This is a genomic window from Corynebacterium neomassiliense (assembly GCF_900626215.1).
In the GTDB taxonomy this organism is placed as follows: domain Bacteria; phylum Actinomycetota; class Actinomycetes; order Mycobacteriales; family Mycobacteriaceae; genus Corynebacterium; species Corynebacterium neomassiliense.
In genome coordinates this window covers 1,957,341-1,981,213 of the sequence record NZ_LR131106.1, presented here as the reverse complement: position 1 = coordinate 1,981,213, position 23,873 = coordinate 1,957,341, and the positions used below count along the sequence as shown (strand labels likewise).

Annotated in this window: 21 protein-coding genes; 8 read left to right on the top strand and 13 right to left on the bottom strand. The window is 67.7% G+C overall.

The genetic code is table 11. The annotated features are described in order from the left end of the window. Nucleotide 1 precedes the first annotated feature (1 nt). Together E0E18_RS08725 and E0E18_RS08720 are read right to left on the bottom strand one after the other, a co-directional pair. The gene (locus E0E18_RS08725; protein ID WP_130840311.1) at nucleotides 2-949 is read right to left on the bottom strand and encodes a carbohydrate ABC transporter permease; all 948 of its coding nucleotides are present in this window, start codon (nucleotides 947-949) and stop codon (nucleotides 2-4) included. A gap of 283 nt (nucleotides 950-1,232) precedes the next feature. Further along, nucleotides 1,233-3,500 (bottom strand): ABC1 kinase family protein, encoded by a 2,268-nt coding sequence (locus E0E18_RS08720; protein WP_130840309.1) that lies wholly within the window; start codon nucleotides 3,498-3,500, stop codon nucleotides 1,233-1,235. Between the two features lie 67 nt (nucleotides 3,501-3,567). Between E0E18_RS08720 and E0E18_RS08715 the strand changes: the two genes are divergently transcribed. The 4 genes from E0E18_RS08715 (at nucleotide 3,568) to E0E18_RS08700 (ending at nucleotide 8,413) form a co-directional block, all read left to right on the top strand. Next, complete coding sequence (locus E0E18_RS08715; RefSeq protein WP_130840307.1) at nucleotides 3,568-4,944, top strand: LLM class flavin-dependent oxidoreductase; 1,377 nt, start codon at nucleotides 3,568-3,570, stop codon at nucleotides 4,942-4,944. Further along, entirely contained in the window at nucleotides 4,941-6,122 is a 1,182-nt protein-coding gene (locus E0E18_RS08710) for a methyltransferase (RefSeq protein WP_237559705.1), read from the top strand. The genes E0E18_RS08715 and E0E18_RS08710 overlap by 4 nt, the downstream gene beginning before the upstream one ends. A gap of 215 nt (nucleotides 6,123-6,337) precedes the next feature. Continuing rightward, nucleotides 6,338-7,510, top strand: coding sequence for a glycerophosphodiester phosphodiesterase family protein (locus tag E0E18_RS08705; protein ID WP_237559704.1), 1,173 nt, complete (start codon nucleotides 6,338-6,340; stop codon nucleotides 7,508-7,510). Between the two features lie 126 nt (nucleotides 7,511-7,636). Beyond that, nucleotides 7,637-8,413: an SDR family oxidoreductase gene (locus E0E18_RS08700; RefSeq protein ID WP_187119926.1), complete on the top strand. Its 777-nt coding sequence runs from the start codon at nucleotides 7,637-7,639 to the stop codon at nucleotides 8,411-8,413. Nucleotides 8,414-8,504: 91 nt separating this feature from the next. Here E0E18_RS08700 and E0E18_RS08695 read toward each other — a convergent pair whose 3' ends face one another. Next, nucleotides 8,505-9,383: an SDR family oxidoreductase gene (locus E0E18_RS08695; RefSeq protein WP_110480758.1), complete on the bottom strand. Its 879-nt coding sequence runs from the start codon at nucleotides 9,381-9,383 to the stop codon at nucleotides 8,505-8,507. An 83-nt stretch (nucleotides 9,384-9,466) separates the two neighbouring features. Continuing rightward, the gene (locus tag E0E18_RS08690; protein WP_130840303.1) at nucleotides 9,467-11,122 is read right to left on the bottom strand and encodes an MFS transporter; all 1,656 of its coding nucleotides are present in this window, start codon (nucleotides 11,120-11,122) and stop codon (nucleotides 9,467-9,469) included. Between the two features lie 329 nt (nucleotides 11,123-11,451). Between E0E18_RS08690 and E0E18_RS08685 the strand changes: the two genes are divergently transcribed. From E0E18_RS08685 to E0E18_RS14330, 3 genes are all read left to right on the top strand, one after another. Next, nucleotides 11,452-11,820, top strand: coding sequence for an SdpI family protein (locus tag E0E18_RS08685; protein ID WP_130840301.1), 369 nt, complete (start codon nucleotides 11,452-11,454; stop codon nucleotides 11,818-11,820). Between the two features lie 53 nt (nucleotides 11,821-11,873). Then, a complete protein-coding gene (locus E0E18_RS14010; protein ID WP_130840298.1) occupies nucleotides 11,874-12,398 on the top strand; it encodes a hypothetical protein in 525 nt (174 codons plus the stop codon). 76 nt (nucleotides 12,399-12,474) lie between these two features. Next, nucleotides 12,475-12,597 carry a hypothetical protein gene (locus E0E18_RS14330; protein WP_272914248.1) on the top strand — a complete coding sequence of 41 codons (123 nt, stop codon included), beginning with the start codon at nucleotides 12,475-12,477 and terminating at the stop codon, nucleotides 12,595-12,597. 15 nt (nucleotides 12,598-12,612) lie between these two features. On the opposite strand, the gene E0E18_RS08670 is transcribed toward E0E18_RS14330, so the two are convergent. Next, nucleotides 12,613-13,497, bottom strand: a complete 885-nt coding sequence (locus E0E18_RS08670) for an HAD family hydrolase (RefSeq protein WP_161972261.1) — start codon at nucleotides 13,495-13,497, stop codon at nucleotides 12,613-12,615. Nucleotides 13,498-13,570: 73 nt separating this feature from the next. Between E0E18_RS08670 and E0E18_RS08665 the strand changes: the two genes are divergently transcribed. Next, nucleotides 13,571-13,750 carry a DUF4236 domain-containing protein gene (locus E0E18_RS08665; RefSeq protein ID WP_130840294.1) on the top strand — a complete coding sequence of 60 codons (180 nt, stop codon included), beginning with the start codon at nucleotides 13,571-13,573 and terminating at the stop codon, nucleotides 13,748-13,750. 9 nt (nucleotides 13,751-13,759) lie between these two features. On the opposite strand, the gene E0E18_RS08660 is transcribed toward E0E18_RS08665, so the two are convergent. From E0E18_RS08660 to E0E18_RS08625, 8 genes are all read right to left on the bottom strand, one after another. Further along, nucleotides 13,760-14,455: a response regulator gene (locus E0E18_RS08660; RefSeq protein WP_130840292.1), complete on the bottom strand. Its 696-nt coding sequence runs from the start codon at nucleotides 14,453-14,455 to the stop codon at nucleotides 13,760-13,762. Continuing rightward, nucleotides 14,452-16,989: a DUF4118 domain-containing protein gene (locus tag E0E18_RS08655; RefSeq protein ID WP_130840290.1), complete on the bottom strand. Its 2,538-nt coding sequence runs from the start codon at nucleotides 16,987-16,989 to the stop codon at nucleotides 14,452-14,454. The genes E0E18_RS08660 and E0E18_RS08655 overlap by 4 nt, the downstream gene beginning before the upstream one ends. Continuing rightward, nucleotides 16,986-17,609 (bottom strand): potassium-transporting ATPase subunit KdpC, encoded by a 624-nt coding sequence (gene kdpC / locus E0E18_RS08650; RefSeq protein ID WP_130840288.1) that lies wholly within the window; start codon nucleotides 17,607-17,609, stop codon nucleotides 16,986-16,988. The genes E0E18_RS08655 and kdpC overlap by 4 nt, the downstream gene beginning before the upstream one ends. Before the next feature lie 18 nt (nucleotides 17,610-17,627). Then, a complete protein-coding gene (kdpB, locus tag E0E18_RS08645; RefSeq protein ID WP_130840286.1) occupies nucleotides 17,628-19,904 on the bottom strand; it encodes a potassium-transporting ATPase subunit KdpB in 2,277 nt (758 codons plus the stop codon). 1 nt (nucleotide 19,905) lies between these two features. Further along, on the bottom strand, nucleotides 19,906-21,576 hold the full coding sequence (gene kdpA, locus E0E18_RS08640; RefSeq protein WP_130840283.1) for a potassium-transporting ATPase subunit KdpA: 1,671 nt from the start codon (nucleotides 21,574-21,576) through the stop codon (nucleotides 19,906-19,908). After that, nucleotides 21,576-21,665, bottom strand: coding sequence for a potassium-transporting ATPase subunit F (locus E0E18_RS08635; RefSeq protein WP_066587398.1), 90 nt, complete (start codon nucleotides 21,663-21,665; stop codon nucleotides 21,576-21,578). The genes kdpA and E0E18_RS08635 overlap by 1 nt, the downstream gene beginning before the upstream one ends. Before the next feature lie 308 nt (nucleotides 21,666-21,973). Beyond that, nucleotides 21,974-22,858 carry a siderophore-interacting protein gene (locus E0E18_RS08630; protein WP_130840281.1) on the bottom strand — a complete coding sequence of 295 codons (885 nt, stop codon included), beginning with the start codon at nucleotides 22,856-22,858 and terminating at the stop codon, nucleotides 21,974-21,976. Beyond that, complete coding sequence (locus E0E18_RS08625; RefSeq protein ID WP_066587409.1) at nucleotides 22,851-23,864, bottom strand: ABC transporter substrate-binding protein; 1,014 nt, start codon at nucleotides 23,862-23,864, stop codon at nucleotides 22,851-22,853. Before E0E18_RS08625 ends, E0E18_RS08630 begins: the two co-directional genes overlap by 8 nt. Nucleotides 23,865-23,873: the final 9 nt, after the last annotated feature.

Genomic DNA, 23,873 nt, shown 5'->3' with positions numbered 1-23,873 from the left:
GTTAATCCGCACTCCTTCTGGCGTAGCGCATCTGCAGGACGGTGACGACCATCAGGAAGACGAAGAGGACCATCGACTGCGCGGCGGAGCTGCCGATGTCGAAGTTGTGGAAGGCTTCCTCGTACACGGACCAGGTCAGGGTGGACGACGAGACCCCGGGGCCACCGGAGGTCAGGGTGGCGATGATGTCGAAGGCCTGCGCGCTGGAGATGATGCCGGTGCACACGAGGAAGAACGTCACCGGGCGGAGCAGGGGCAGGGTGACGTCGCGGAACAGTCGCCACCCGGAGGCTCCGTCGACGGACGCCGCCTCGTAGATTTCCCGGGGCAGGTCGAGTATCGCCGTGTAGTAGATGATCGCGACGAAGCCGACCTGCTGCCACGAGTAGGCGATGATGACGGCCCAGAGTGACCACTGTGAGGTCGAGGTCCACTGCGGGGAGTCGAGACCGACGAGGCCGAACAGCCACCGGCTCAGACCGTAGTTGGGGTCGAACATGAACAGCCACATGATGCCGACCACGGCCCCCGGGATCATGTGCGGTGCGAAGGTCAGGGTCCGTGCGAGACCCGAGAACTTCAGCCGGCGGGACAGGAGCATCCCGATGCCGAGACCTTCGACGAGAGTTCCGGCGACTGTGACGAAGGTGAAGACGACGGTGTTCCGCAGAACGGTCATGAACTCGGCGTCATGCAGGAGGTCGGCGTAGTTCTTCAGCCCCACCCACTGCATGGTCGGGCTGATCATGTCCCAGTCGACGAAGCTGAAGAATGCATTGTACAGGGTGGGCCAGTACGAGAAGACGAGAATTATTCCGAGATTGGGCCCTATGAACAGCAGGAAAAGGAGCGACTCCTTCCATGAGTACTTTATTTTTCGTTTCCGGGGATGCGCGGGTTCTGCGTTCCCGGACTCCGGCGGTCTGTTTCTCGTGGAAACCAGTGACATCGTTGTACTGCTTTTCTCTCAGGTCAACGAGATTCGAGGTATCGGTCGTTAAGCGGTCTGGTGTCAGGAAATGCTGAACGAATGACGGCACACGAAAACGCGCACGTCAGTGCGTAGAACCACTGTGGTCGCACCCGTGCTCCGTCGTTCGGGCTACCACAACGATATTCTCCGCCGAATCGAATTGCAGTAGCCGACCGGGAAGATTCACCATGAGTTCATGACGGTTATTCCGGGGTGAATTCACATGGATCGGAAGTGTCTGAGAAGAGAATCCCCGGGGTCAGAACTCCTGCGGTCCCGTGCCCGTACCGGACCCCTGCCCGGACCCCTGCCCGGACCCCTGCCCGGGACGGAAGAGCACCATCGCCACGGTCCGCAGGGACATGAGGAAACCGCAGAACAGCACCACGTACCCCATCGCAGCATGCCAGGTCAGCCTCTCGACGAGTACCGGTCCACCGTCGCCGAACGCGATGAGCATGACCCCGCCCAGCACACATGCCCCGGCGACCAGCGCCACGGTGACCTGCTGCAGCAGTCCGGTCAGGAAAGCCCTGTCACCGGGGTTCCGGAACAGTCTCATACTCACCGACAACCTCCCCTCCTGCAGGTCATCGGCGATACCCGAGACCCTGCGGGGCAGGTCGCGCAGCAGCGGGAGGGATTCCAGGAGCATCCCCTCCGCGGCGTCCTTCAACCCCCCGGGACGGAACTGCTCCCGTACGAGCCTGCTGCCTTCCGTACGCGCGGTGTCCACCAGCGGATAGTCGGGGTCCAGGACACGCAGTGTCCCCTCGAGCTCGGCGAGACTACGCAACGCCACCGCCACGGTCTCCGGCACGACCAGCCGGTAGTTGCTGAACATCCTGGTCAGCTGGGTGAACAGTGCGGTGCCCCCGCCACGACGGACGCCGCCACGGTACCTGGCCAGCAGTACCCCGACGGACCGCTGGAGGGCCCTGACGTCAAGGTCGTCGGGGCGGTCCATCAGTCCGAGCAGTGCATCGGTGAGGATCCGCGAGTCCCCGTGGTCGATGGCGGCGAAGACGGAGGCCAGCGCCGTACGGTCCCCGGCGTCCAGGTGTCCCACCGCGCCGAAGTCGAGCATCCCCAGCCCGGTCTCGCGCACGGTTGTCTCCTGCGTGGACGAGGACGCCTCAAGCGTCACCGGGCCGAGATGTCCGGACCGGTCCCGGGAGGAGCCTGACTGTACCGTCACGTCGTGCATGAGCAGGATGTTGCCCGGGTGGGGGTCAGCCTGGAACACCCCGTGGCCCATCATCTGCCGCAGGGACGACGCCATCAGCAGATCCCCGAGCCTCCTGCGGTCCTCCGCGGACATCGCCGCGAGTTCCCCGCCGGCCGATCCCAGCGGGGTGCCGGTCAGCTCGTCCATCACCAGCAGACGGCGGGACGAGTACCGGTCGTGGACCTCCGGCATCACCATCCCGGTCGCGGCGACAGGTTCCGCCATCTGCCGCATGTTCGACGCCTCCGTGCGGTAGTCCAGTTCCTCGGCCAGGGTCGCCGTGAAGGACGCCGCCAGCCGGTACAGGCCCATCTCCCGGGCCCACCGGGTCGACCGTTCCAGCCGGGCGCAGATCCGCATGACGATGTCGGAGTCCCTGGTCACCTCCTCGACCACGCCGGGACGCTGCACCTTCAGGACCACAGGGGTTCCGTCCCGGAGCCGGGCCCGGTGGACCTGGGCGACGGACGCCGCGGCCATCGGCTCGTGGTCGACCCCGGCGAAGACCTTCTCCGGGTCCTCGCCCAGGGCGTCCTCCAGGGCGTCCCTGATCACCGGCCACGGTGCGGGTGAGGCGGAGGTCTGCAGGCGTGACAGTTCCCGGGTGAACTCCGGAGGCAGTGAGGCCTCCCGGGTGGACAGGTTCTGTCCCAGTTTGACGAAAGTCGTCCCGCACTCCTCCAGGGCCTCCCGGAATGAGCGGGCGAGTCGGGCGGTCCGGTCGGAGTGCCCGTCACCGGACCTCTCCCCGGACCTGCCACCGGGGAACAGGGACCGCCCGGAGGTCAGACCGTGCCTGACGAACACTGCGGCGACCTCCCGGTAGCGCCGGTTGCGCGCCCTGGCGTCCCTCAGACCGGACAACCGGGCCAGCGGACCGCCCCCCAGTCCCACGGAACCGGTGGGCACCACCAGCTCCAGCACGGTCAGAGCCGCCGCCCCGAACCCCAGCATCCACAGCAGGGCGATGCCCGCCAGAATCACGGCGGGGCCCGGGTCCACGGAATCGCCCCAGCTGCCGTCCCCGTCACCTCCACTGAAGAACTGACGTACCGCCAGGTAGACCAGTCCGCCGGTCGCCAGGGACACGGCCAGTGCCACCAGCAGTGACCGTGGCCGACCCACCGGCACGCCGAGGATCCTGCGCATCACGGTCGCCAGCAGCCAGGTCACCGCGGCGAGGGCCACCACACCGACGACGAGCAGAAGAGGCACCAGCAGCCAGGTGGCGACCGAGGCGGTACCGGTACCCGCGGCCGTCGCCGGGTACGGTGAAACTGTCGACACGTCAGTCAGCATGGTTCTCAGGCTACCGGCGTAGTCACCCACCACACCGGCAACACGCACCACCCCCGAAAGGCCCCCTATGACAGCCAACGGCGAGCCCGCACAGGTCCACCTCAATCTTTTCGTCAGCGGGTGCGGCCACCACACCGCCGCCTGGAGAGACTCAGGATCGGCCGTGGACAGGCTGGGGGACATCACTTTCTGGGAGGAGCTCGCACGCACGGCCGAGCGCGGCAGGATGGACGCCGTGTTCTTCCCCGACGGTCAGGCGGCACGCACTGACGCGCTCACCTCCGGGCCGACCTGGTTCCTCGAACCGCTCACCACACTCTCAGCTGTCTCACGGGCGACGGAGCACATCGGACTGGTGGCGTCCGTGTCCTCCACCTTCTGGGACCCCTTCCACGTCGCCCGGATGGTCGCTAGCCTCGACCACATCTCCGGGGGACGCGCCGGGATCAACCTTGTGACCTCCCAGCTGGACGCCGAGGCCCGCAACCACGGGATGGACGCCCTGCCGAACCACGCCGTGCGTTACGCCCGGGCAGGGGAGTTCGCCGCAACCCTCGTGAAACTGTGGTCCTCCTGGCCGGCGGAAGCCGTCGTCGCCGACCGTCAGGGCGTGTACACGGACGTGTCACAGCTCAAGGCGGTCGACCACCACGACAGGTGGTTCTCGGTCGCCGGACCGTTGAACATCCCCGAACCCCCGCAGCACCGGCCCGTGGTGTTCCAGGCCGGGGTCTCCGAACCCGGCCGTGACCTTGCCGCCGCCTGGGCGGACGGGGTGTTCACCGTCGCCTGGGACGCACAGGGGGCCCGTGGTTTCCGCAGCGACGTCAGGGCACGGACAGCAGCGGTGGGGCGTGACCCTGACACCGTGAAGATCATGCCGGGGCTGGTCGTGTCCCTCGGGTCGACGGAGGAGGAGGCGCAGCGCCGCAGGCGGCACCTTGACGACCTCCTCAGTGTGGAGGACGGGCTCCGCGACCTCTCGTCCTTCCTCGGCGTGGACGTCACCGGCTGGGACCCGGATTCGGTGGTTCCGGAACTTCCGCCGCTGAGCGGGACAGACGCGCCTGCGGGGCGCTACGCCCTGGTGCGGCACATCGTCGACCACACCGCCGTGCGCGGGGGCTCGTCCACGGGAAGAGATGACCGACGGCGTCCCACCGTCAGGGAACTGCTGGGCTACCTGGCCGCCGGAGGGGGCCACGCCACCGTGGTGGGAACTCCGGAGCAGGTCGCCGACGAGATTCTCCGGTGGGTGGACTGTGGCGCGGCCGACGGTTTCAACATCATGCCCCCGTCCCTGCCGGACGATCTGACGGAGTTTGTCGACCATGTGGTACCGCTGCTGCAGGTCAGGGGGCGTTTCCGTCGCGGATACGAGGGGAAGTACCTGCGGGACAACCTGCTGGGGCACCGGTCCACGGACGGGCGGTCACCGGCGTGACCGGACCCGACGGAGAATCCGGTGTGACCGGAGTGACCGGTGTCGCTGACGACACCACCACGGCGGACGCCGCGTTCGCCGCCCTGTCCGGCGGGACCACCCTGGTGTGGGAGGGGGACTTCCACAACGGTCGTCAACTGCTCAAGGCGGTGGAGAGACGGCTGGAACGGGGGAACCGACGAACCGGCGGGAAGAAGGGAAGGCGACCCCGGAGCGCGGCCGAACTCTTCCTCGCCCGGCGGGAGCAGCGGGCGCGACGGGCGGAGATCCTCGGCAGGATCGTCGTCGACCTCGGCGTCCGCGACGGTGACCGGGGACCGGTGTGGGACCTCCCGCTGCGCAGGGCCCCCGAAGTGGCCGAGGCCTGCGCCCATGCGTGGGGACCTCCGGAACCGGCGTCCGGGGGCAGGCGCGTCCCGCTGACGGAACTCCAGGGTGTGCTCGGGGCATGGCAGTGGCACCGGCGTGGTGTGCCCGTCCCCGCACTCGGGGAACGGGACGGCCGGACGGAGAGGGTGTACCCGGACTACGGGGTGTTCTCCCCGACCCGCAGCGAGTACGTGGACCTGGTCGACGAGGTCGCCTCGCGGTACCTGCGTCCCGGGGCTTCCGTCCTGGAGATCGGTACCGGTACCGGGGTCCTCGCGGCAGTGCTGGCACGGCGAGGGGCAGGACAGGTGACGGCGACGGATGTGAACCCGCGGGCGGTCGACTGCGCCCGGAGCAATCTCGACCGTCTGGGGGTGGGGGACAGGTGCACAGTGACCGGGGCGGACCTGTGGCCCGTGCCCGCGACGGCACCGGAGGGCACCACCACCTATGACGTGGTCGTGTTCAATCCTCCGTGGTTGCCGGGGGTCCCCACCTCCGGACTTGAGCTGGGTATCTACGACGACGGCTCGGATGCCCTGCGGCGCTTCCTCGAAGGTCTCGGTGACCGTCTCGCCGAGGGGGGTGAGGGCTGGCTCGTGCTCTCCGACCTCGCAGAACATCTCGGTCTGCGTTCCAGGGACCAGTTGGAGCAGTGGATCTCCGAGGGTGGTCTGCGCGTGCTCGGACGCAGCAGCACGGTTCCCCGCCATCCGAAAGCCCGGCCGGATCCGGGCGGAGACGCCGACGCCCTGCAGGTGGCACGGTCCCGGGAGGTCACGTCACTGTGGAGGCTGGCCCGGCGGTGACCGGTCGGCCGGGCGGATGATCCGGCGGGCGCGGGTTCTCCCGGTCCCTGTCGTCAGCTCCCCGGACTTCCTCCCTGCCACCTACCCAGGGTGTACACCGGGTGAATCCTGCCGGAATTCCGGTAGCGTCCGGCCGGATGGGACTGCGGACCGGTGGGCGGGCCTCTACGGTACAGCCGTACCCTCACCTCCGACATGTGAAGGAGAGCGCTCCCGTGCGTTTCCCCCGTCTGTCCTCCCGAACCTCCGTCCCCACCCGGCCCCCGGCCACCGTTGCTGCCACTGTGCCGGCCGTCGCCGGACTGCTGGCAGCCGCCGTCCTCGCCGCAGGCCAGGTCCCGTCCGCCCACGCCGCTGCCGGATTCCCCGACCACTCCGCCTCCTGGAGCGGAGTAGCGGGGAGTGCTCCGACTCCGCCCACCGGAAGCAGTGTGGGACCGGGTGCAGGTTCCTCGACGGGGCCTGTGGTGGACCCCACCGACAATCTTCCTGACACCTTCGACCTGCAGTCACACCGGGGAGGACGCGGCGAGTACACCGAGGAGTCACGGGTGGCCTTCGAGAAGTCCCTCGACCTCGGCGTCACCACCCTCGAGTTCGACATCCATATCACCGGCGACGGCGTCCCGGTCGTCTGGCACGACGCCTCGATCCAGGACGACAAGTGCACGGACACCGCCCCGGTCACCCCGGACGACCCCCTGTTCCCCTACGTCGGCAAGGATGTCCACGACCTCACCTGGGAGCAGATCCAGACCCTGACCTGTGACAGGACCCTCTCCGGCTTCCCCGACGCCGTCCCTGTCACGGGAAACCGGATCCTGCAGCTCAAGGACGTCTTCGACATCGCCTCACGCGACCCGGAGGTGCACTTCAACATCGAGACCAAGGTCGAGGCTGACGACCCCTCCCGGTCAGCCTCCCCCCGGGAGTACGTGGACGCGATCCTCGACACCGCTGACGCCGCAGGAGTCACCGACCGCATCGCCGTGCAGTCCTTCGACTGGTCGACCCTGCCCCTGGTCCGTGACCGTGAACCGGGTGTCCCGCTCGTCGCCCTCTGGGACGTGACCACCTGGCGTCCGGGGTCACCTTTCCTCGGCCCCGTCGATTTCCTCGCTGTCGGGGGAGACCCGGTCCGCGCCGGGGAGGAGCTCGGCGTGCAGGTGCTCAGTCCCTCCTACAACACAGCCAACCCCTGGTTCACCGGTGACGTCGCCGGGTTCATCGACCGGGCCCACGGCCGGGGGATGCGGGTGGTCCCGTGGACCGTCAACGAGGCCGCCGACATGGAGGAGTACATCGACGCCGGCGCCGACGGCATCATCACCGACTACCCGACCCGGTTGAAGAACATCCTCGACACACGCGGGATCTCCTACCGGTGACACACCTCCTGACGGTGGTGGATGAGGTGTCCGGGCTTTCCGTGGCCGGCGGTGACCGGTCGGCGTCCTTCCGGGGAAAAACCGAATCCGGGGACGTGACCCCCGCACAGCTGTAGTTTGTTGTCCATGACCAACCAGAAGAGCATTTTCATCTCCGGCGGTGCGGCGGGCATCGGACGTGAAGTAGCCCTGAGATTCCACAACGCCGGGTGGACCGTCGGCGCCTACGACATCGACGAGGCGGGACTCCGGAAGCTCTCTGCCGAGGCGCCCGGAATCATCACCGGCAGGCTCGACGTCACCGACTACACGAACTGGGAGGAGGCTCTCGCCGACTTCACCTCCCACACGGACGGGAAGTTGAACGTCCTCGACAACAACGCCGGGATCATCGGCGACCTCGACATCGTCGAACAGCCTGCCGGCCTGATCGCCAAGCAGATCGAGGTCAACTGCACCGGGGTCACCTTCGGTGCGAAAGCGGCCTACCCGTACCTGAAGGTCACCCGGGGAGCCCACATGCTGACCATGGGGTCGGCGTCCGGCATCTACGGGCAGCCGCACATCACCCCGTACTCCGCATCGAAGTTCTACGTCCACGGTTTCACCCAGGCGATGAGCCTGGAGTGGCGCAGGGACGATATCCGCGTCGTCAACATCATGCCCCTGTGGGTCAAGACGAAGCTCTCTGATGTCGAGGCGGCGTCGACGAAACGGCTCGGCGTCCACATCCGTACGCAGGACGTCGCCGACGCGGTGTGGAAGGCGGTGCACCCGAGGAACTGGTTCGAACGCCAGCGCCAGGACTACTCCGTGTCCACCCCGGACCTGCTGCTGCGGTGGTCGGCCCGGTTCGCTCCGGCTCCGGTGGCCCGGCAGGTCAACAAGATCATCGCCGGGTAGACGGGGTCGGGCACAGCGGGGTGAGGGTGGGCCGGGCAGGCAGAACAGGCCCGGCGGGCAGTCCCGGCGACCGGCTGGGAGTCAGTCCCTGTCAGTCTCTCGGCAGTGCGGCGCGGATACCGTCGGCGAAGGAGGTCGGTTCCCTGCCGATGAGTTCCCCCAGTGCCGGGCTCTCGATGTCCAGTCCACCTCGGGCGATGCCGGCGTTGAGTGCGGTGAGGAAGTCGATCTGGCCCTGGGGCAGTCCCGCTTTCTCCAGGGTCGAGAGGAACTCCTCCGGTTCGAGGTCGCGGTAGACGACCTCCCTGCCCACCGCCTCGCCGAGTGCTGCGGCGATCTCCGGGTAGGTCAGGGCCTTCCCGGACAGTTCAAAAGTCCTGCCGGCGTAGGTCGGGGCCCCGTCGGCGTCGTCGGCGAGCAGGACCACGGCCGCGGCGTCCGCGTAGTCCGCCCGGGTTGCCGCGGCGACCCGCCCGTCGCCCACGGCGCCGTTGAGGACGCCGGTCTCCCTGACCTGGAGAGCATCCGGCAGGTAGTTCTCGATGTACCAGACGTTGCGCAGCACGGTGTAGGGCACGCCGGAGGCGTGGATGGCCTCCTCTGTGGCCTTGTGCTCCGGTGCGAGCATGAAGTCGGTCGTCGTCGCCTCCCCGCAGCTGGTGTAGGCCAGAAGGTCGACGCCGGCGGCGGCCGCTGCATCGATCACCGTCCTGTGCTGCGGTACCCGGTGTCCGATCTCGGAGCCGGAGATGAGCAGTACCCGGTCCACACCCTCGACGGCGGCTGTGACTGATCCGGGGTCGTCGTAGTCCAGGTGGACCACCCGGACGCCACGGTCAGTGAGGTCGGAGGCTTTCTCGGGAGTGCGCGCGCCGGCGATGATGTTCGCCGGGTCGGCTCCGCGGGCGATGAGACTGTCGATGACGAGGTGGCCGAGGTGGCCGGTTGCTGCGGTGACGAGAATGGTCACAGTTGGTCCTTTGTTCCGGGGGTTGTGCTGTATCCCCACTGTAACCGTGGTTGTGGAGCGTGGTCAGGCACCGTCAGGCGCTGTCAGGCACTGTGGGACGGGCTGCGGACCGGGTTACCCGCCTCACTGTCCGCCTCACTGTCCGCAGGGTCGACGGCGGTGCCGTCTGCCCGGGGCACGGCGCCGTCTGCGGCGTGCCCGCCGGGCTGCCCTTCCCAGGCCCCGTAGCCCGCACGGTTGCGCCGTCGCAGGCGGAGAGACCTGCGCAGCTGCTCGAGCACGCGGGCCACCCCGGCAGCATGCTCGTCACTCTCCACCTGCGGACTGTTGCCCACCAACGGCTGTCGGGCGGACTCGGGCAGGAACCTCACGGCCACCATCCCGACGACACCGAACACGGCGAGCCACACCGCCGGCCACCAGGACCCGAACACGGGGATGAGGGCGGAGTTGATCATCGGGGTCGTGCCGGCGAAAACCGCGACGGACAGGTTGTACCCGATGCCCAGGGCCGCCATCCTGGTGTGGGTCGGGAAGATGGCGGGCAGGGTCGCTGCGACGGGACCGGCGAATCCGCCGAGGTTCACCGCCAGCACGGCGCACCCGGTGAAGATCAACGGCATGCTGCCGGTCTGCAGCAGCCAGAACACGGGGAACGACAGTACGACCAGGGACACGGACGCCACGATCAGGACAGGTCGTCGTCCGATCCGGTCGGAGAGGATACCGATGGGGTGGGCGGTCAGGACCGTGATGACGATCGCCGCGAGGACCAGCATGTCCGATTCGAAGACGGTGGTCGTGTGGGACGCGAACTCGGTGAGGTAGGTGTTCATGAACGAGGTGAGCGTGTACCCCAGCACGTTGTACGCGGCGACGATGCCGACCAGCACGAGCATTTCCCGGCGGTGGTCCCGGAGCAGTACCCGCAGTCCGGTCCTCCCGCCGTCAGCGAGGTCCTCGTCCTTCGTCTCCGCGGCCTCCAGGGCCTCACGGAAGGCCGGGGCGTCTTCGAGCTTCAGCCGGAGGTACATGCCGATGAACCCCAGGACGCCGGCACACCAGAAGGGGACCCGCCAGCCCCAGTCCTGCATCGTCTCTGCACCGAGAACGGCGTTGAGCAGGGCGACCAGTCCGGCGCCGAGGGCGAAGCCCAGGTACGAGCCGGCATCGAGGAAGGACCCCCAGTGGCCGCGACGGTTGTCGGGGGCGTACTCGGCGGTGAAGGTCATCGCACCGGCGTACTCGCCGCCGGCTGAGAATCCCTGCACCAGTCGTGCGGCCACGAGCATCAGCAGGGCCACCCAGCCGGGGACGAGTCCGACGGGTATCAGGCCGATGGCCACGGTGCCGGCGGCCATCATGATCATGGTGGTGGCAAGCACCTTCTGACGTCCGATGCGGTCACCCAGGGGCCCGAAGAACAGGCCACCGAGCGGGCGGATGACGAAGCTGATCGCGAATGTCGCGAAAGTGGCCACGAGTGCCAGGGAGTCCGACAGGGATTCGAAGAATACGGCGGACATGGTGACGGCCAGATAGCCGTACACGCCGTAGTCGAACCATTCCATCATATTTCCGAGGGAGGCCCCGCCGGCCGCGCGTTTCAGGGTCGGCCCGTCGACGACGGTCACGTCATCGGCGGTGTAAGGACGACGCAGGGCGGAGGCGTCCTCCCGGTAACGTTTCAGCCGGGCCGTCCGCACGGTGTCGGAGAGTTTCAGGTTGTTTCTGGGCACAGGGGTTTCCTCGGTGGTCTGCTGTCGGTGACAGTTACCCTTTCCAGCGGTACCAGCCCGCGAAGGTGACGAACAAATGTGACAGGGGGCCGGATATGTGGTGAATATCTTTCACCTTGTGCTCTCACCTGTGAGTATGTGGAAACTCCGTGTTTTCCCGGCAGAAGCCGTACCCCGTCGCCGGTGGGACGTACAGCACCCGTACAGCACCCCGACGGTACCGGACGGTACCGGTACCGGGCGGCGTCGCTCGGCGCTCTCCCCGGGTCCCGCGGTCCGGTGACCTGAGGTAACCTTTCAGACAGGAATGTTTGAGCTGAGGAGTTCTCATGGGTGCCTATATATCGCTTGTGGTCGCAGTGGCACTGCTTGCCGCCGCCATCGGGGCGGTTGCCGGCGCTTCGTCACGGGGGACGCTCGCGCGCAATGACGCCGTGGGGATCCGGACGAAAGCCACAAAGTCCTCGGACGCCGCATGGGACGCCGGCCACCGGGCAGCGGTGCCCGCCATGCGGGCGACGGCATGGTTCGGGGCGGCCACTGTGCTCATCGGCGTGGTGGTGGCGTTCATCGTGCGGCCCGGGGAAACCCCGGGTGCTGAGATCACAGTCCCCGTGGTGGGGTTTCTGGGTGAGATCGTGGGAACTGTCGCCGCAGCACGCGTCGCCGACCGGGCGGCCCGGGTCGCCCTCGGGTAGGGCAGGGCCCACTCCTCGGGTAAAAGTGCAGATCGAGGGTACGATTCCAGCTCATGACGAAGAGAGTGCCCGCAGCTGTGATTCTCGCCGTGGTTGTTCCACTGCCCCTGATCCTGTCCGGTTGTTCCGGTGACGGAAGCGGGGGAGATGTCGTCACCGTGACAGCGACGGCTCCTGCGTCTTCCCCGGTGTCGTCCACGTCCACCGGGCCGTCGCCGACGTTGGGGGAGCCTGCCGGGGCACCCCGGCAGAACCCGGACGTTCCGGAGATCGTGGAGCAGCCAGAGGTCATGGACACTCCGGAGGACGTACCCGGGGACGTTCCGGCCCGGGACGGTGAGGACAGTGCCGGATACGGTTCCGTGCCCCCGGGGCCTCAACTGGGGGACGCATGCATCGGCGCGGACATCGGGGTACGCAGCGTGGCGGCCGACGGCACCGGCATCATCTGTGACAACTACTCCTGGCAGGTGGACAACGGCCAGACGCCGACACATCCGTGGGTCGACGGGCAGATCGAGTGGAGCAACTGTATCGCCGAGAAGACTGTCGAGGAATGCCGGGACGAGCTCAACTGACCGTTCGTCCGGAGTCCGGTTCGCCGAGCGCAGCGCGCACAGGTCGACGGAGCAGTGGGCGCAGCTGCAGGTCGCGATGACTGAACTCGAAGGACGCCTCGGCGATGCCGTACGGGAAGGTGCAGAACCGGGCTCACCGCTGGCCGACGCCCGGGCGCGGGCTCTCGGTGTGGACCCGGACAAGGCGGAATGGGAGTGATCCGGGTCGTCCCCTTCACACCCCCAGCAGCTTCTGCAGGACCTGCACCACGCCACCGTCGGTGTTGCGCGGGGCGATGAACTGCGCCGCGCGCTGCACCGCCGGATGCCCGTTGTCCATCGCGAAGGACCAGTCCGCCTCCGCCATCATCTCGAGGTCGTTGAGGTAGTCACCGAACACCGCTGTCGCCGAACGGGGGATGCCCAGGCTCATCTCCAGTGCCCGCAGCGCCCGACCCTTGTTCGCCGAACCGTTCATGATGTCGATCCAGTTCCTGCCGGACACCACCACCTGGTGACTGTCCCTCAGATCCGCGACTCCCGGTCCACCACCGGTGAACAGTGCCGGCGCGGCCTGCGCGGCCGAGTCGAAATCGTAGACCGCGCATTTGAGCACGGTCCCGGACTCGAGGTCCTCCACCGCGTGCAGGTTCGGGACCACCCTGAGGGACGCGTAGTAACGCCCGGCCTCCCCGACGAACCTGGCGTCCTCCCGCTCCACGTACGCGGTCCGCGGGCCGCACAGTACCAGCCCCAGGTCACGGTCCGTCTCCCCGGTTCGCACGATGTCGATGACCTGTCCGACGGTGGGGGAGTCCACCGGCGACGTGGAGACCACCTCACCGTCGTGCACGACCAGGGTCCCGTTCTCGGCGATGAAGGTCCGGATCCCGTGGTCGCCGAACATGCGCTCCAGTGTCGCGTACTGGCGTCCGGACGCCGGGACCACGACGATGCCCCTGTCCTGCATCACCGGCAGCAGGTCCCAGAAGGCGTCGGGAACTGCGTCGTCACCGTCGAGCAGTGTGCCGTCCATGTCGAGGACCACCAGTTTCAGACCGGGCACTGCCCCGGTGACATCGGTCCAGGGGCGGGGCGAGGGCACGGCGGAGGTATCCATGCCCCCCATGGTCCCTGACGGCCGGCTCCCTGTCACCCCGCCGGTGCCGCCCCTGACCGCTACCATCAGACACATGGGCATCTACTTCCGTAAACGACAGAAGACCGGCAGTGACTCGTGGATCAACTACTCGGGGTCAGGCGCGTCCGTCTCCCGCCGCTTCGGCCCGGTCACCGTCAACTCCCGTGGCACGTACTCGATCAAGCTCCCCGGCGGTATGAACATCCGCGGCAGTTTCAGGAAGAAGCGCTGAACACATCGGTCACTGTCCGTCCCCGGTGACCAGTCTGTACCCCATCCCCGCCTCGGTGAGGATGTGGACGGGGTGGGACGGGTCCTCCTCCAGTTTCCTGCGCAGCTGCGAGACGTACAGCCGCAGGTAGCCGGTGTCCTCGACATGGTCCGTCCCCCAGATCGTCGTCAGCAGGGTCTGCCGGGTCACCAGCTTTCCGGCGTGACGGACCAGCACCTCCATCACCTTCCACTCGGTGGGGGTGAGCCTGATCTGCCGGGAGCCCGGGTCAGAGTCGCGGGTGGCACTGTGTGCCGCGAGGTCCACCGTCACCGGTCCGAGCCGGACCACCGGAGCCCCGTCGGGAGTGTCCGCGCGCCGGGTCAGTGCCCGGATCCGGGCGAGCAGTTCGTCGACGGAGAACGGTTTGGTGACGTAGTCGTCGGCGCCCGCATCGAGAGCCTCCACCTTGTCCACCGACCCGGTCCGGCCGGACACCACCAGAATCGGTGCCCGTGACCAGCCCCGGACGCCGCGTATGAGTTCCATCCCGTCCAACCCGGGCATGCCGAGGTCAATCAGGTACAGGTCGGGCTTCGCATCCACCGCCGCGTTGAGGGCCGTCGCACCGTCGGGTGCGGTGACCACCTCATATCCCCTCGCGCCGAGGGTGATGCGTAAAGCGCGGAGGATCTGCGGGTCATCGTCGGCGATGAGGATCTTCATGACACTCCTTCCCGGGGGTCACGGCTGAGAGGGAGAGAGACCACCATCGTCAGTCCCCCGCCCGGGGTGCTCTCCGGCAGAAGCGTACCGTGCAGGGCCTCCGTGAATCCACGGGACAGGGCGAGCCCCAGGCCGAGACCACTGGTGTTGTCTGTGTCCCCCAGCCGTTGGAACGGCAGGAAAATGTCGTCCAGCCGTGCCGGATCCACACCCTCGCCGTGGTCGATCACCCGGATCTCCAGAACCTCACCGAACGTGCTGGACGTGACCGTCACCGGCACACCGGGAGGTGAATGACGCACCGCGTTGGACAGCAGGTTGACCAGGACACGCTGCAGGAGGACCGGGTCCGCCTCCGCGGTACGGTCACCGTGGCCGAGGCACAGGCGCACCTCGTCCGGGCCGAGCCCCAGTTCGTCGAGGGCGGGGGCGACCGCCTCGGAGGGATCCGTCGGCATGGTGGTGATCGTCAGCGCGCCGGCCTGCACCCGACTGACATCGAGGAGGTCGTTGACCAGTGACGCCAGCGCATCCAGGCTTTCGGACGCCGTGTCCAGCAGTTCGCGCTCGTCCGCCGGTGACAGTGCCGCACCCCCGGAGCGCAGACCCCCGACGGCCGTGGCCGCCGCCGCCAGCGGGCGCCGGACATCATGGCTCAACGCGGACAGCAGTGCACCTCTGACCCTGTCGGATGCGGCGATCGGCTCGATCTCCTCGGCGGTGGCGGTCAACCTGCGGTGCTCGAGAGCCACACTGACCTGGGCGGCGACGACGGAGAGGAGACGACGGTCGGACACCGTCACCCCGGTCCCGTGGAACTCCAGGCGTCCTTCCCCGGTGAGGGGGATGACCGACCACTCACCGTCAACGGACGGCGTCCCCGAGGACGCCACGGTGCGCCCCTCCTGCACCACACGCACGCAGTCAAGGCCGAACGCCTCGGCGGCCCTGTCGACGAGGGCACGGACCGCGTCACCACCGCGCAGTACACTGCCGGCGATGGTCTGGAGCAGCTCGGACTCGGCTGCCGCACGCCGGGCGGCCCGACTGCGGCGGGCGGCCCGGTCCACCACCAGGCTGACCAGGACAGCGATGGTGGAGTACAGGACCAGTGCGACGATGTGGAGCGGGTCGTCGACAGTGACGGTGTACAGGGGCGAGATGAAGAAGTAGTCCAGGGCGACGCCGGAGAAGACGGCGGCCGCCAGGGCAGGCCAGATCCCTCCGGTCAGTGACACGAGGACAACCAGAAGCTGGTAGCTGAGGACATCACTGGTGACGGACTCCGGTGACCGGAAGGCCACGAGAAAGGCGGTGAGCGCCGGGCCGCCCGCCGCAGCGAGGAGAAAACCCAGCAGCCGGCGTTTCCGGGACAGTGCACCACCGGTCCTCGGCAGCAGGAATGAGGGGAACCTGCGTCCCGTACGGGTGTGCGGGACAATGTGCACGTCAATGTCACCGGACTCGCGGATCACCGTCGCCCCTATGCCCGGACCGGTCAGTGCGGTGGTGAGCCGGCTGCGTCGGCTGACCCCCAGCACCAGCTGGGTGGCGTTGAGTGAGCGGGCGACGTCGACGAGGGTCGCGGGAACATCTTCCCCGACGACCTGGTGGTAGGTTCCACCGAGCTTGTCGACGAGCACCCGCTGCCCCGCCAGTGCCTGATGGTCCACCGTGTGCAGACCGTCCTGGCTGGTGACGTGGACGGCGAGCAGTTCCCCGGAACCGGACCGTGCGGCGATCCGCGCCCCACGGCGCAGCAGCAGCTCACCCTCGGCGTCCCCGGCCAGTGCGACGACGACTCGCTCCCTGGCTTCCCAGGGACTGTCGATGCCGTGTTCCCTGCGGTAGGTCGTCAGCGCCTGGTCGACCTCGTCTGCCAGCCAGAGCAGGGCAAGTTCACGCAGGGCCGTGAGATTTCCGAGGCGGAAGTAGTTCGCCAGGGCGGCGTCGATCCTTTCGGCGGGGTAGATCAGCCCGTCGCCGAGCCGGTCGCGCAGTGCCTGCGGTGCCAGGTCGACGACCTCGATCTGGTCGGCCCCGCGCAGGAAACTGTCCGGGACGGTCTCCTGCTGTGACACTCCGGTGATCTGCTCGACCACGTCGTTGAGAGACTCGATGTGCTGGATGTTCACCGTGGAGATGACGTCCGTGCCCGCTTCGAGGAGGTCACGGACGTCCTCCCACCTTTTGCTGTTCACCGCGCCGGGGGCGTTGGTGTGTGCGAGTTCATCGACCAGGGCGATGTCGGGGGAACGTTCGAGCAGGGCCGGGAGGTCCATCTCGTGGAGGATGACACCGCGGTGGTTGACGACAGCCTGCGGCACCACCGGAAGGCCGGCCGCCATCCGCGCCGTGCCCGCCCGACCGTGAGTCTCGACGACGCCGACGACCACGTCGCGGCCTTCGCTCCGCAGCCGGTGCCCTTCCTCGAGCATCGTGAAGGTCTTGCCGACGCCGGGGGCCGCACCCAGCAGCACCCTCAACCTGCCCCGTCCTGTCGCCGCCCGTCCTGTCGCCGCCCGTCCTGTCATCGCCCGTCCTGTTCCGCCCGGTCGAGGGCAAGGTTCAGTGTCACCACGTTAACGACCGGGTCACCGATGAACCCGAGGTCGGATTCCTCAGTGTACGTGGCGACGAGGTCGCGGACGGCGTCCTCGTCCATTCCCCTCGCCGCCGCGACACGACGCACCTGGATGGCAGCGTACGCGGGACTGATGTGGGGGTCCAGACCGGACGCCGAGGAGGTCACCGCGTCAGCGGGCACATCCTCCGGTCGCACTCCCTCGAGAGCTGCGACCCCGGCCCTGCGAGCGGTGATGTCGGCGATCAGTGCCGGATTCTCCGGACCGAGGTTCGTGCCCCCGGACGCTGAGGCGTCATAGCCCCGGTCGCCGGCTGCGGAGGGCCGCGACTGGAAGTACCGCCTCAGGGGGCTGCCGCTGTCGTCTGTGAAGGACTGGCCGATCAACGAAGACCCGACAGTTCTGCCGTCTTCCTCCAGAAGGCTGCCGTTCGCGCGGGAAGGGAAGAACAGCTGCCCGATTCCGGTGACAAGCAGGGGGTAGAGGACGCCGAGAAGAACAGTGAGGATGACGAGCATGCGGCCTGCGGCGCGCAGGTTCCGGGCACCACGGAGGACAGATGAGGACATGACGGTCCTTTCAGAAGGTCAGAAGCCGGGGATGAGACGGGTGAACTGGTCGATCACCCATATGCCGAGGAACGGGGTGACCACGCCACCGAGCCCGTAGACGGCGAGGTTGCGTCCGAGAGTTTTCGCGGCTCCCGCCGGGCGGTAGGAGACACCACGCAGGGCGAGAGGCACGAGGAAGATGATGATGAGCGCGTTGAAGATCACCGCGGACAGGACCGCTGACGCCGGGGAGTGCAGCCCCATGATGTTCAGTACCGCCAACCCGGGGAAGACCCCGGTGAAGATCGCCGGGATGATCGCGAAGTACTTGGCGATGTCATTGGCCACAGAGAACGTGGTCAGTGCCCCACGGGTGATCAGCAGCTGTTTGCCGACCGCCACGATGTCGATCAACTTGGTCGGGTCGGAGTCGAGGTCGACCATGTTGCCGGCCTCCTTGGCGGCAGAGGTTCCGGTGTTCATCGCGACACCCACGTCGGCCTGGGCCAGGGCAGGTGCGTCATTGGTTCCGTCCCCGGTCATCGCGACAAGACTGCCGCCCTTCTGTTCCGCCCGGATGTAGTCGAGTTTCTGCTCCGGGGTCGCCTCGGCGAGGTAGTCGTCCACACCGGCCTCGTCGGCGATCGCGGCGGCGGTCAGGGGATTGTCACCTGTGACCATGACGGTGCGGATACCCATGGCGCGCAGTTCGGTGAACCTCTCCCGCAGCCCGTCCTTGACGATGTCCTTGAGGTGGATGACGCCCAGGACACGACCTGCCGAACCCGGAGTCTTCACGGCGACGACCAACGGCGTCCCCCCGGCCCGGGAGATCCTGTCGACCACCTCGTCCAGTTCGGCGGTGACGGCTGAGTCTCCGGGGGCCGCATCCTCGCCATCCTCGCCATCCTCGTCGAGCCACGCGGTGACGGCGGACCGGGCCCCCTTACGGACCATGGAACCGTCAGGCAGGTCCATGCCCGACATGCGGGTCTGGGCGGTGAACGGGACGGCCACAGGCCCGGTTCCGTCGGCGTCGACCCGGGCGGCACCGTCGGAGGTGGCGGCGGTGCCGGATCCGCCTGAGACGCCGAGACCGCGGGCGAGCTCGACGACGGAGGTCCCCTCCGGGGTGGGGTCGGCGGCTGAGGACAGGGCCGCCGCGTCGGCCAGTTCGGCCCGGGTGGCGCCGCCGACGGGGATGAAGTCGGTGGCCCGCCGGTTCCCGTAGGTGATGGTGCCGGTCTTGTCGAGGAGAAGGGTTGTCACGTCGCCGGCGGCCTCGACGGCGCGACCCGACATCGCCAGGACATTGCGTTGGACGAGACGGTCCATCCCGGCGATGCCGATGGCGGACAGGAGGGCGCTGATGGTCGTGGGGATCAGGCACACCAGCAGTGCGACCAGCACGGTGACACTCACCGGATCGGCGACGAAGGAGGCCACCGGGTTGAGGGTCAGGATGACGGCCACGAAGACGACGGAGAGGGACGCCAGCAGGATGTTCAGCGCGGTCTCATTGGGGGTCTTCTGACGGGACGCTCCTTCGACCAGTGCGATCATCCGGTCGACGAACGTTTCCCCGGGGGTCGAGGTGATGCGGACGACGATACGGTCGGAGAGAACCCGCGTGCCGCCGGTGACGGCGGAACGGTCCCCACCGGACTCCCTGACGACCGGGGCGGACTCGCCGGTGATCGCGGATTCGTCGATGCTCGCGATGCCGTGGACGATGTCCCCGTCCCCGGGGACAGTGTCACCGGCGACCACCGTGACCACGTCGCCGGGACGCAGGTCAGCGGAGGCCACGTCTTCGGTGGTGGCGTCCGCCGCGGCCGGGTCCGTGTCCGGGCTGTAGCCGGTGACACGGTGTGCGGTGGTGGTGGAGCGGGTACTGCGCAGGGATTCTGCCTGGGCCTTTCCCCGACCCTCGGCGACAGATTCCGCGAGGGCGGAGAAGAACACGGTGAGCCAGAGCCATGCCGCGATGATCCAGCTGAAGGAGACCGGTACCGGGCTTCCCCCCGAACTGGCCGGGCCGCCGAGGAAAGGTTCGGCGACGGCGACGGCTGTGGTGAGTACGGCACCGACCCAGACGATGAACATCACGGGGTTGTGCCACTGTGTGCGTGGACCGAGCTTACGGAGGGCCCCGGGGACCGCGGTCCGGACCTGTGACCAGGTCAGTATCTTCGGTGACTTCGGTGACTTCGGTGACTTCGGTGAAGTAGGTGACTGACGTGTGGAACGTTCCTGATCCGTTGCGGTGTCCGTTGCATTACCTGCTGCATTACCTGTTGCATTTGCTGACATGTCACATCAGTCCTTCCGCCAGTGGTCCCAGCGTGAGTACGGGAAAGAAGACGAGAGCGGTCACCAGGACCGCGGTCCCGACGATGAGTCCGACGAACAGCGGGCGGTGGGTGGGAAGCGTCCCGGCTGTGACGGGTACCGAGGGCTGGGAGGCGAGGGATCCCGCAAGAGCGAGTACCAGGCAGATCGGGATGAAACGGCCGAGCATCATCACCACGCCTGTCGCTGCGGTCAGCCACGGGGTGTCCGCGGTCAGCCCGCCGAAGGCGGAGCCGTTGTTGTTGGCGGCTGACACGAAGGCGTAGAGAACCTCGGACAGTCCGTGCGGGCCACTGTTCGTCAGGGAATCCGTGACGATACTGTTCTTCAGGCCGGGGACGGCGAAGCTCAGGGCGACGGCACCCAGGACGAGGGCCGGCATCACCAGGATGTAGAGGCTGGCGAGGGTCATCTCCTTCGGTCTGATCTTCTTGCCGAGGTACTCGGGGGTCCTGCCGACGAGCAGCCCGGCGATGAACACGGCGATGACGGCGATGACCAGCATCCCGTACAGTCCGGAGCCGACTCCTCCGGGGGAGATCTCACCGAACATCATGTTGACCATCGGGACTGCTCCTCCGAGTCCGGTGTAGGAGTCGTGCATGGAGTTCACGGCCCCGGTGGAGGTCAGGGTGGTTGCGGCGGCGTAGATCACCGACTGCACCAGCCCGAACCGTGTCTCCTTCCCCTCGGTCGCACCACCTGCCAGTTCCGGTGCTGTGCCGTTGCCGGCGAATTCGGCGGCGGCGAGAACAGTCGTCGACAGCAGGAAGATGGTGGCCATGGCCGCGAGCACCGCATAGCCCTGTCGGTTGTCGCCGACGATTCTGCCGAAAGTCCGGGGCAGTGAGAACGGGATGAGCAGCATGAGGAAGACCTCGAAGAGGTTTGTCCACCCGGTGGGGTTCTCGAACGGGTGTGCCGAGTTGGCGTTGAAGAATCCTCCGCCGTTGGTGCCGAGTTCCTTGATCGCCTCCTGGGACGCCACCGGCCCTCCCGGAAGGGCCTGAGATCCGCCGGCGACGGTGGCGGAATCGACGACACCACTGAAATTCTGGATCACCCCTCCGGAGATGAGGATGACGGCACTGACCAGTGACAACGGCAGAAGAATGCGGACCACGGCACGCACCAGGTCGACCCAGAAGTTCCCGATCGTCCCGGATTCCCGGTACGCGAAGCCACGGACCAGTGCGACCGCGACCGCGAGCCCGGTAGCCGCAGACACGAAGTTCTGGACCGCGAGGAAAGCGAACTGGACCGTGTACGAGAGTGTTTCGCCGGAGTACGCCTGCCAGTTCGTGTTCGTCACGAAGGAGACGGCGGTGTTGAAGGCGACGCCGGGGGCGACACTGTCCGGGCCCGCCGCGAAGGGCAGCAGGTGCTGGACCCGTTGGGCCAGGTAGACGGTCAGGACGCCGACGAACGCGAAGTACAGGACGGACCGCAGGTACGCCTGCCAGGTCTGTCCGCCGGCCGGGTCGACCCCGGTCACCCGGTAGATTCCGCGTTCGGCCCGGAGATGCCGCGGAGAGGTGAAGACCCGGGCCATGTAGTCCCCGAACGGCCGGTATGCGAGCCCGAGGAGGACGACCAGGATCGCTGCACTGGCGAGCAGTGCCCCCCAGGCCATCAGAACTTCTCCGGCTTCACGAGGGCGACCAGGAGGTAGAGGACTGCCGCGAGCCCGAGGGCGGCGGCTGTCCAGTCGAAGACGATCACAGTTTCTCCACCGCCTTCGCGATGACTGCAACCATGACGAACAGGACGAGGACGCCCAGTACGTAGACGACGTCGGACACAGGTGACTCCGTTCGGAAACCGGCGGTCACACTGCGGTGGCCGCACGCCCCGGTATGCGGGCGCGGCTCCTGATCAAACCTGTTCCGCTGTTCCGGTGGGGGAGTCCTTACGGAAGACATACGGGTGCGGGGCGGATCCTGACGGTTTCCTCACACCCCGGCGGGGAGCGCGGTCCCCGGGCTGCCCGCCGTCACCGGCAGTACTTCCGGTGAGCCGGACGGATCCGGTCAGATCTCGATCTCGAAGTCGTCGTCGGCGGTGAGTTCCCGGCCTTCGGCCTGCATCCGGGCGACACCCTGCAGCCGTGCGAGGTCGGTGTCCGTCCCGGTTTTCCCGCGACGCCAGTACCCGAAGACCTGCACCTGTGACCTGGGAAGTTTCCGCTCTTTCAGACTGAGGGCGCGGACGGCACGAATGTCCTCGCGCTCACCGGCGGCCCACACGGTGTCTGTGGCGGGGGTGTCGAGGTCCGCCAGGGCATCTGCCAGGGGGGTGTCGGATTCTCCGGCGAAGATGATCTGTGCCCCCGGGAAGTCCGCGGAGTAGGTCGCGGTCTGCGAGTCCCGGTCCGGCAGTGCGAGAACCACTGTGGCGATCCCGGGTACGGACCGTGCGATGGCTGAGGCTGCGGGGTAGGCGGAGCCGTCGGCGAGGAGGTGGATCCGGCCGGCCGGGTCCACGGCGTCCTGTCCTGTGGGGGCGGGGTGTGGCCGGGGGCCGGAGAAGTCCACCGTGTCCCCGGGGGTCAGTCCGGTCAGCCACCGCATCATCGGGGAGGTCGAGCCGTGGACCACGATGTCGATGTCGGCCGTGGAGGACGCCGTGTCCACGTTGGCCAGGGTGTACACCCGGCGGCATATCCCGGCCTGTCCGATGAGGGGGCCGAGGGCGTCGTCGGCGTCGGGGACGGCGAGGCGTACCGCGAGATTGGGGTGGGACCAGTCGGCCGGGTCGGTGTCCGCCATGCCCGGGATCCTGCCGCTGACCCGTGCGAGCCACGGGTACCGCCGGGTCACGGAGGTGACCTCGAAGGTGAGGTCGTTGAGCCCGGCCCGGTGCCGGTCACTGTTGAGCAGTGCGTTCACTGTCGTGGCGTCGGGGGTGTCATTCATTTCCGGCTCCGTTCTGCAGTGCGGCGAAGTACGGGTCGAGCTGGTCGAGGATCCAGGGGATGCTGCGGACCGTCGGTCCGGCCAGTGCAGTGGCCGCGGCGGTGTCGAGTTCTGCGACGGATCCGCGCTTCACGGCCCTGAGATCGGCCCAGCCGGCGAGAGTCTCGGGCTTGTCGCCGGTGAGCCACAGTGCCAGCAGGTCAACGTCGAGGGTGTCGAGGTTCTCCGCGGACACGGACACTCCCCGGGCCGTTTCTGTGCCGGACAGCTGGTCGGCGGTGGAGACCATTCCGAGGTCGGTGAAGAAGACGTTGGCGGCGTCCTGTGGGGAGGTGATGACCGAGAAGGCCTGGGCCCGGTAGGCGGCGTAGGCGAAGGTCGAACCCTGCAGTGCGGGGTAGCTGTTCTTTGTGGCGTCCATGTCGGCGTCGACGGAGGAGACCAGTTCGGACGCCTTGTCTTTCTCACCGAGGATGTCTCCGGCTGTGGTGGTGACTTTCCGCCAGTCGTCGATCTTCCCGTCCCCGACGGTGGCTACGGTGGGCGCTACGGCGTTGAGTGCGTCATAGGTTTCCCGGTCGGGCACGTAGCCGGCGAAGATCACGTCGGGGTCTTTCTGCGCGATGGCCTCCATGCCCATTGTGGTGATCAGGTCGGCGGAGGTGGCGGTGACGTCAACTGTCTCGCCCGCGGCGTCCGGGGACCAGGGGGCCCCTTCTTTCGCGGTGCTGTTGACCACCTGGACGTCGACGGGGGAGCCGAGTTCGGCGAAGGCGTCCGTCCAGTTCTGGCTGAAGCTCAGCACCCGGTCCGGGTTGGTGGGGACGTCGGTGGTGCCGTAGGCGTGGGCGACTGCGACGGTGCCGTTGTCCCCGCCACCGTTGTCCCCGGAACTGCCGGAGCTGTCGGGGTTGTCCGTGTCGCCGGAGCAGGCCGCGAGGGTCACTGCGCAGGCCAGTGCGGTGACTGCGGACATGGTGCGGGCGATGCCGCCGGATAGTTTCATTGCATCCTC

What these genes read in the sequence shown, in the direction of transcription:
- E0E18_RS08725 (WP_130840311.1), bottom strand. Translation starts at nt 949, where the DNA reads ATGTCACTGGTTTCCACGAGAAACAGACCGCCGGAGTCCGGGAACGCA.
- E0E18_RS08720 (WP_130840309.1), bottom strand. Translation starts at nt 3,500, where the DNA reads ATGCTGACTGACGTGTCGACAGTTTCACCGTACCCGGCGACGGCCGCG.
- E0E18_RS08715 (WP_130840307.1), top strand. Translation starts at nt 3,568, where the DNA reads ATGACAGCCAACGGCGAGCCCGCACAGGTCCACCTCAATCTTTTCGTC.
- E0E18_RS08700 (WP_187119926.1), top strand. Translation starts at nt 7,637, where the DNA reads ATGACCAACCAGAAGAGCATTTTCATCTCCGGCGGTGCGGCGGGCATC.
- E0E18_RS08685 (WP_130840301.1), top strand. Translation starts at nt 11,452, where the DNA reads ATGGGTGCCTATATATCGCTTGTGGTCGCAGTGGCACTGCTTGCCGCC.
- E0E18_RS14010 (WP_130840298.1), top strand. Translation starts at nt 11,874, where the DNA reads ATGACGAAGAGAGTGCCCGCAGCTGTGATTCTCGCCGTGGTTGTTCCA.
- E0E18_RS14330 (WP_272914248.1), top strand. Translation starts at nt 12,475, where the DNA reads ATGACTGAACTCGAAGGACGCCTCGGCGATGCCGTACGGGAAGGTGCA.
- E0E18_RS08670 (WP_161972261.1), bottom strand. Translation starts at nt 13,497, where the DNA reads ATGGATACCTCCGCCGTGCCCTCGCCCCGCCCCTGGACCGATGTCACC.
- E0E18_RS08665 (WP_130840294.1), top strand. Translation starts at nt 13,571, where the DNA reads ATGGGCATCTACTTCCGTAAACGACAGAAGACCGGCAGTGACTCGTGG.
- E0E18_RS08660 (WP_130840292.1), bottom strand. Translation starts at nt 14,455, where the DNA reads ATGAAGATCCTCATCGCCGACGATGACCCGCAGATCCTCCGCGCTTTA.
- E0E18_RS08655 (WP_130840290.1), bottom strand. Translation starts at nt 16,989, where the DNA reads ATGACAGGACGGGCGGCGACAGGACGGGCGGCGACAGGACGGGGCAGG.
- kdpC (WP_130840288.1), bottom strand. Translation starts at nt 17,609, where the DNA reads ATGTCCTCATCTGTCCTCCGTGGTGCCCGGAACCTGCGCGCCGCAGGC.
- kdpB (WP_130840286.1), bottom strand. Translation starts at nt 19,904, where the DNA reads ATGTCAGCAAATGCAACAGGTAATGCAGCAGGTAATGCAACGGACACC.
- kdpA (WP_130840283.1), bottom strand. Translation starts at nt 21,576, where the DNA reads ATGGCCTGGGGGGCACTGCTCGCCAGTGCAGCGATCCTGGTCGTCCTC.
- E0E18_RS08630 (WP_130840281.1), bottom strand. Translation starts at nt 22,858, where the DNA reads ATGAATGACACCCCCGACGCCACGACAGTGAACGCACTGCTCAACAGT.
- E0E18_RS08625 (WP_066587409.1), bottom strand. Translation starts at nt 23,864, where the DNA reads ATGAAACTATCCGGCGGCATCGCCCGCACCATGTCCGCAGTCACCGCA.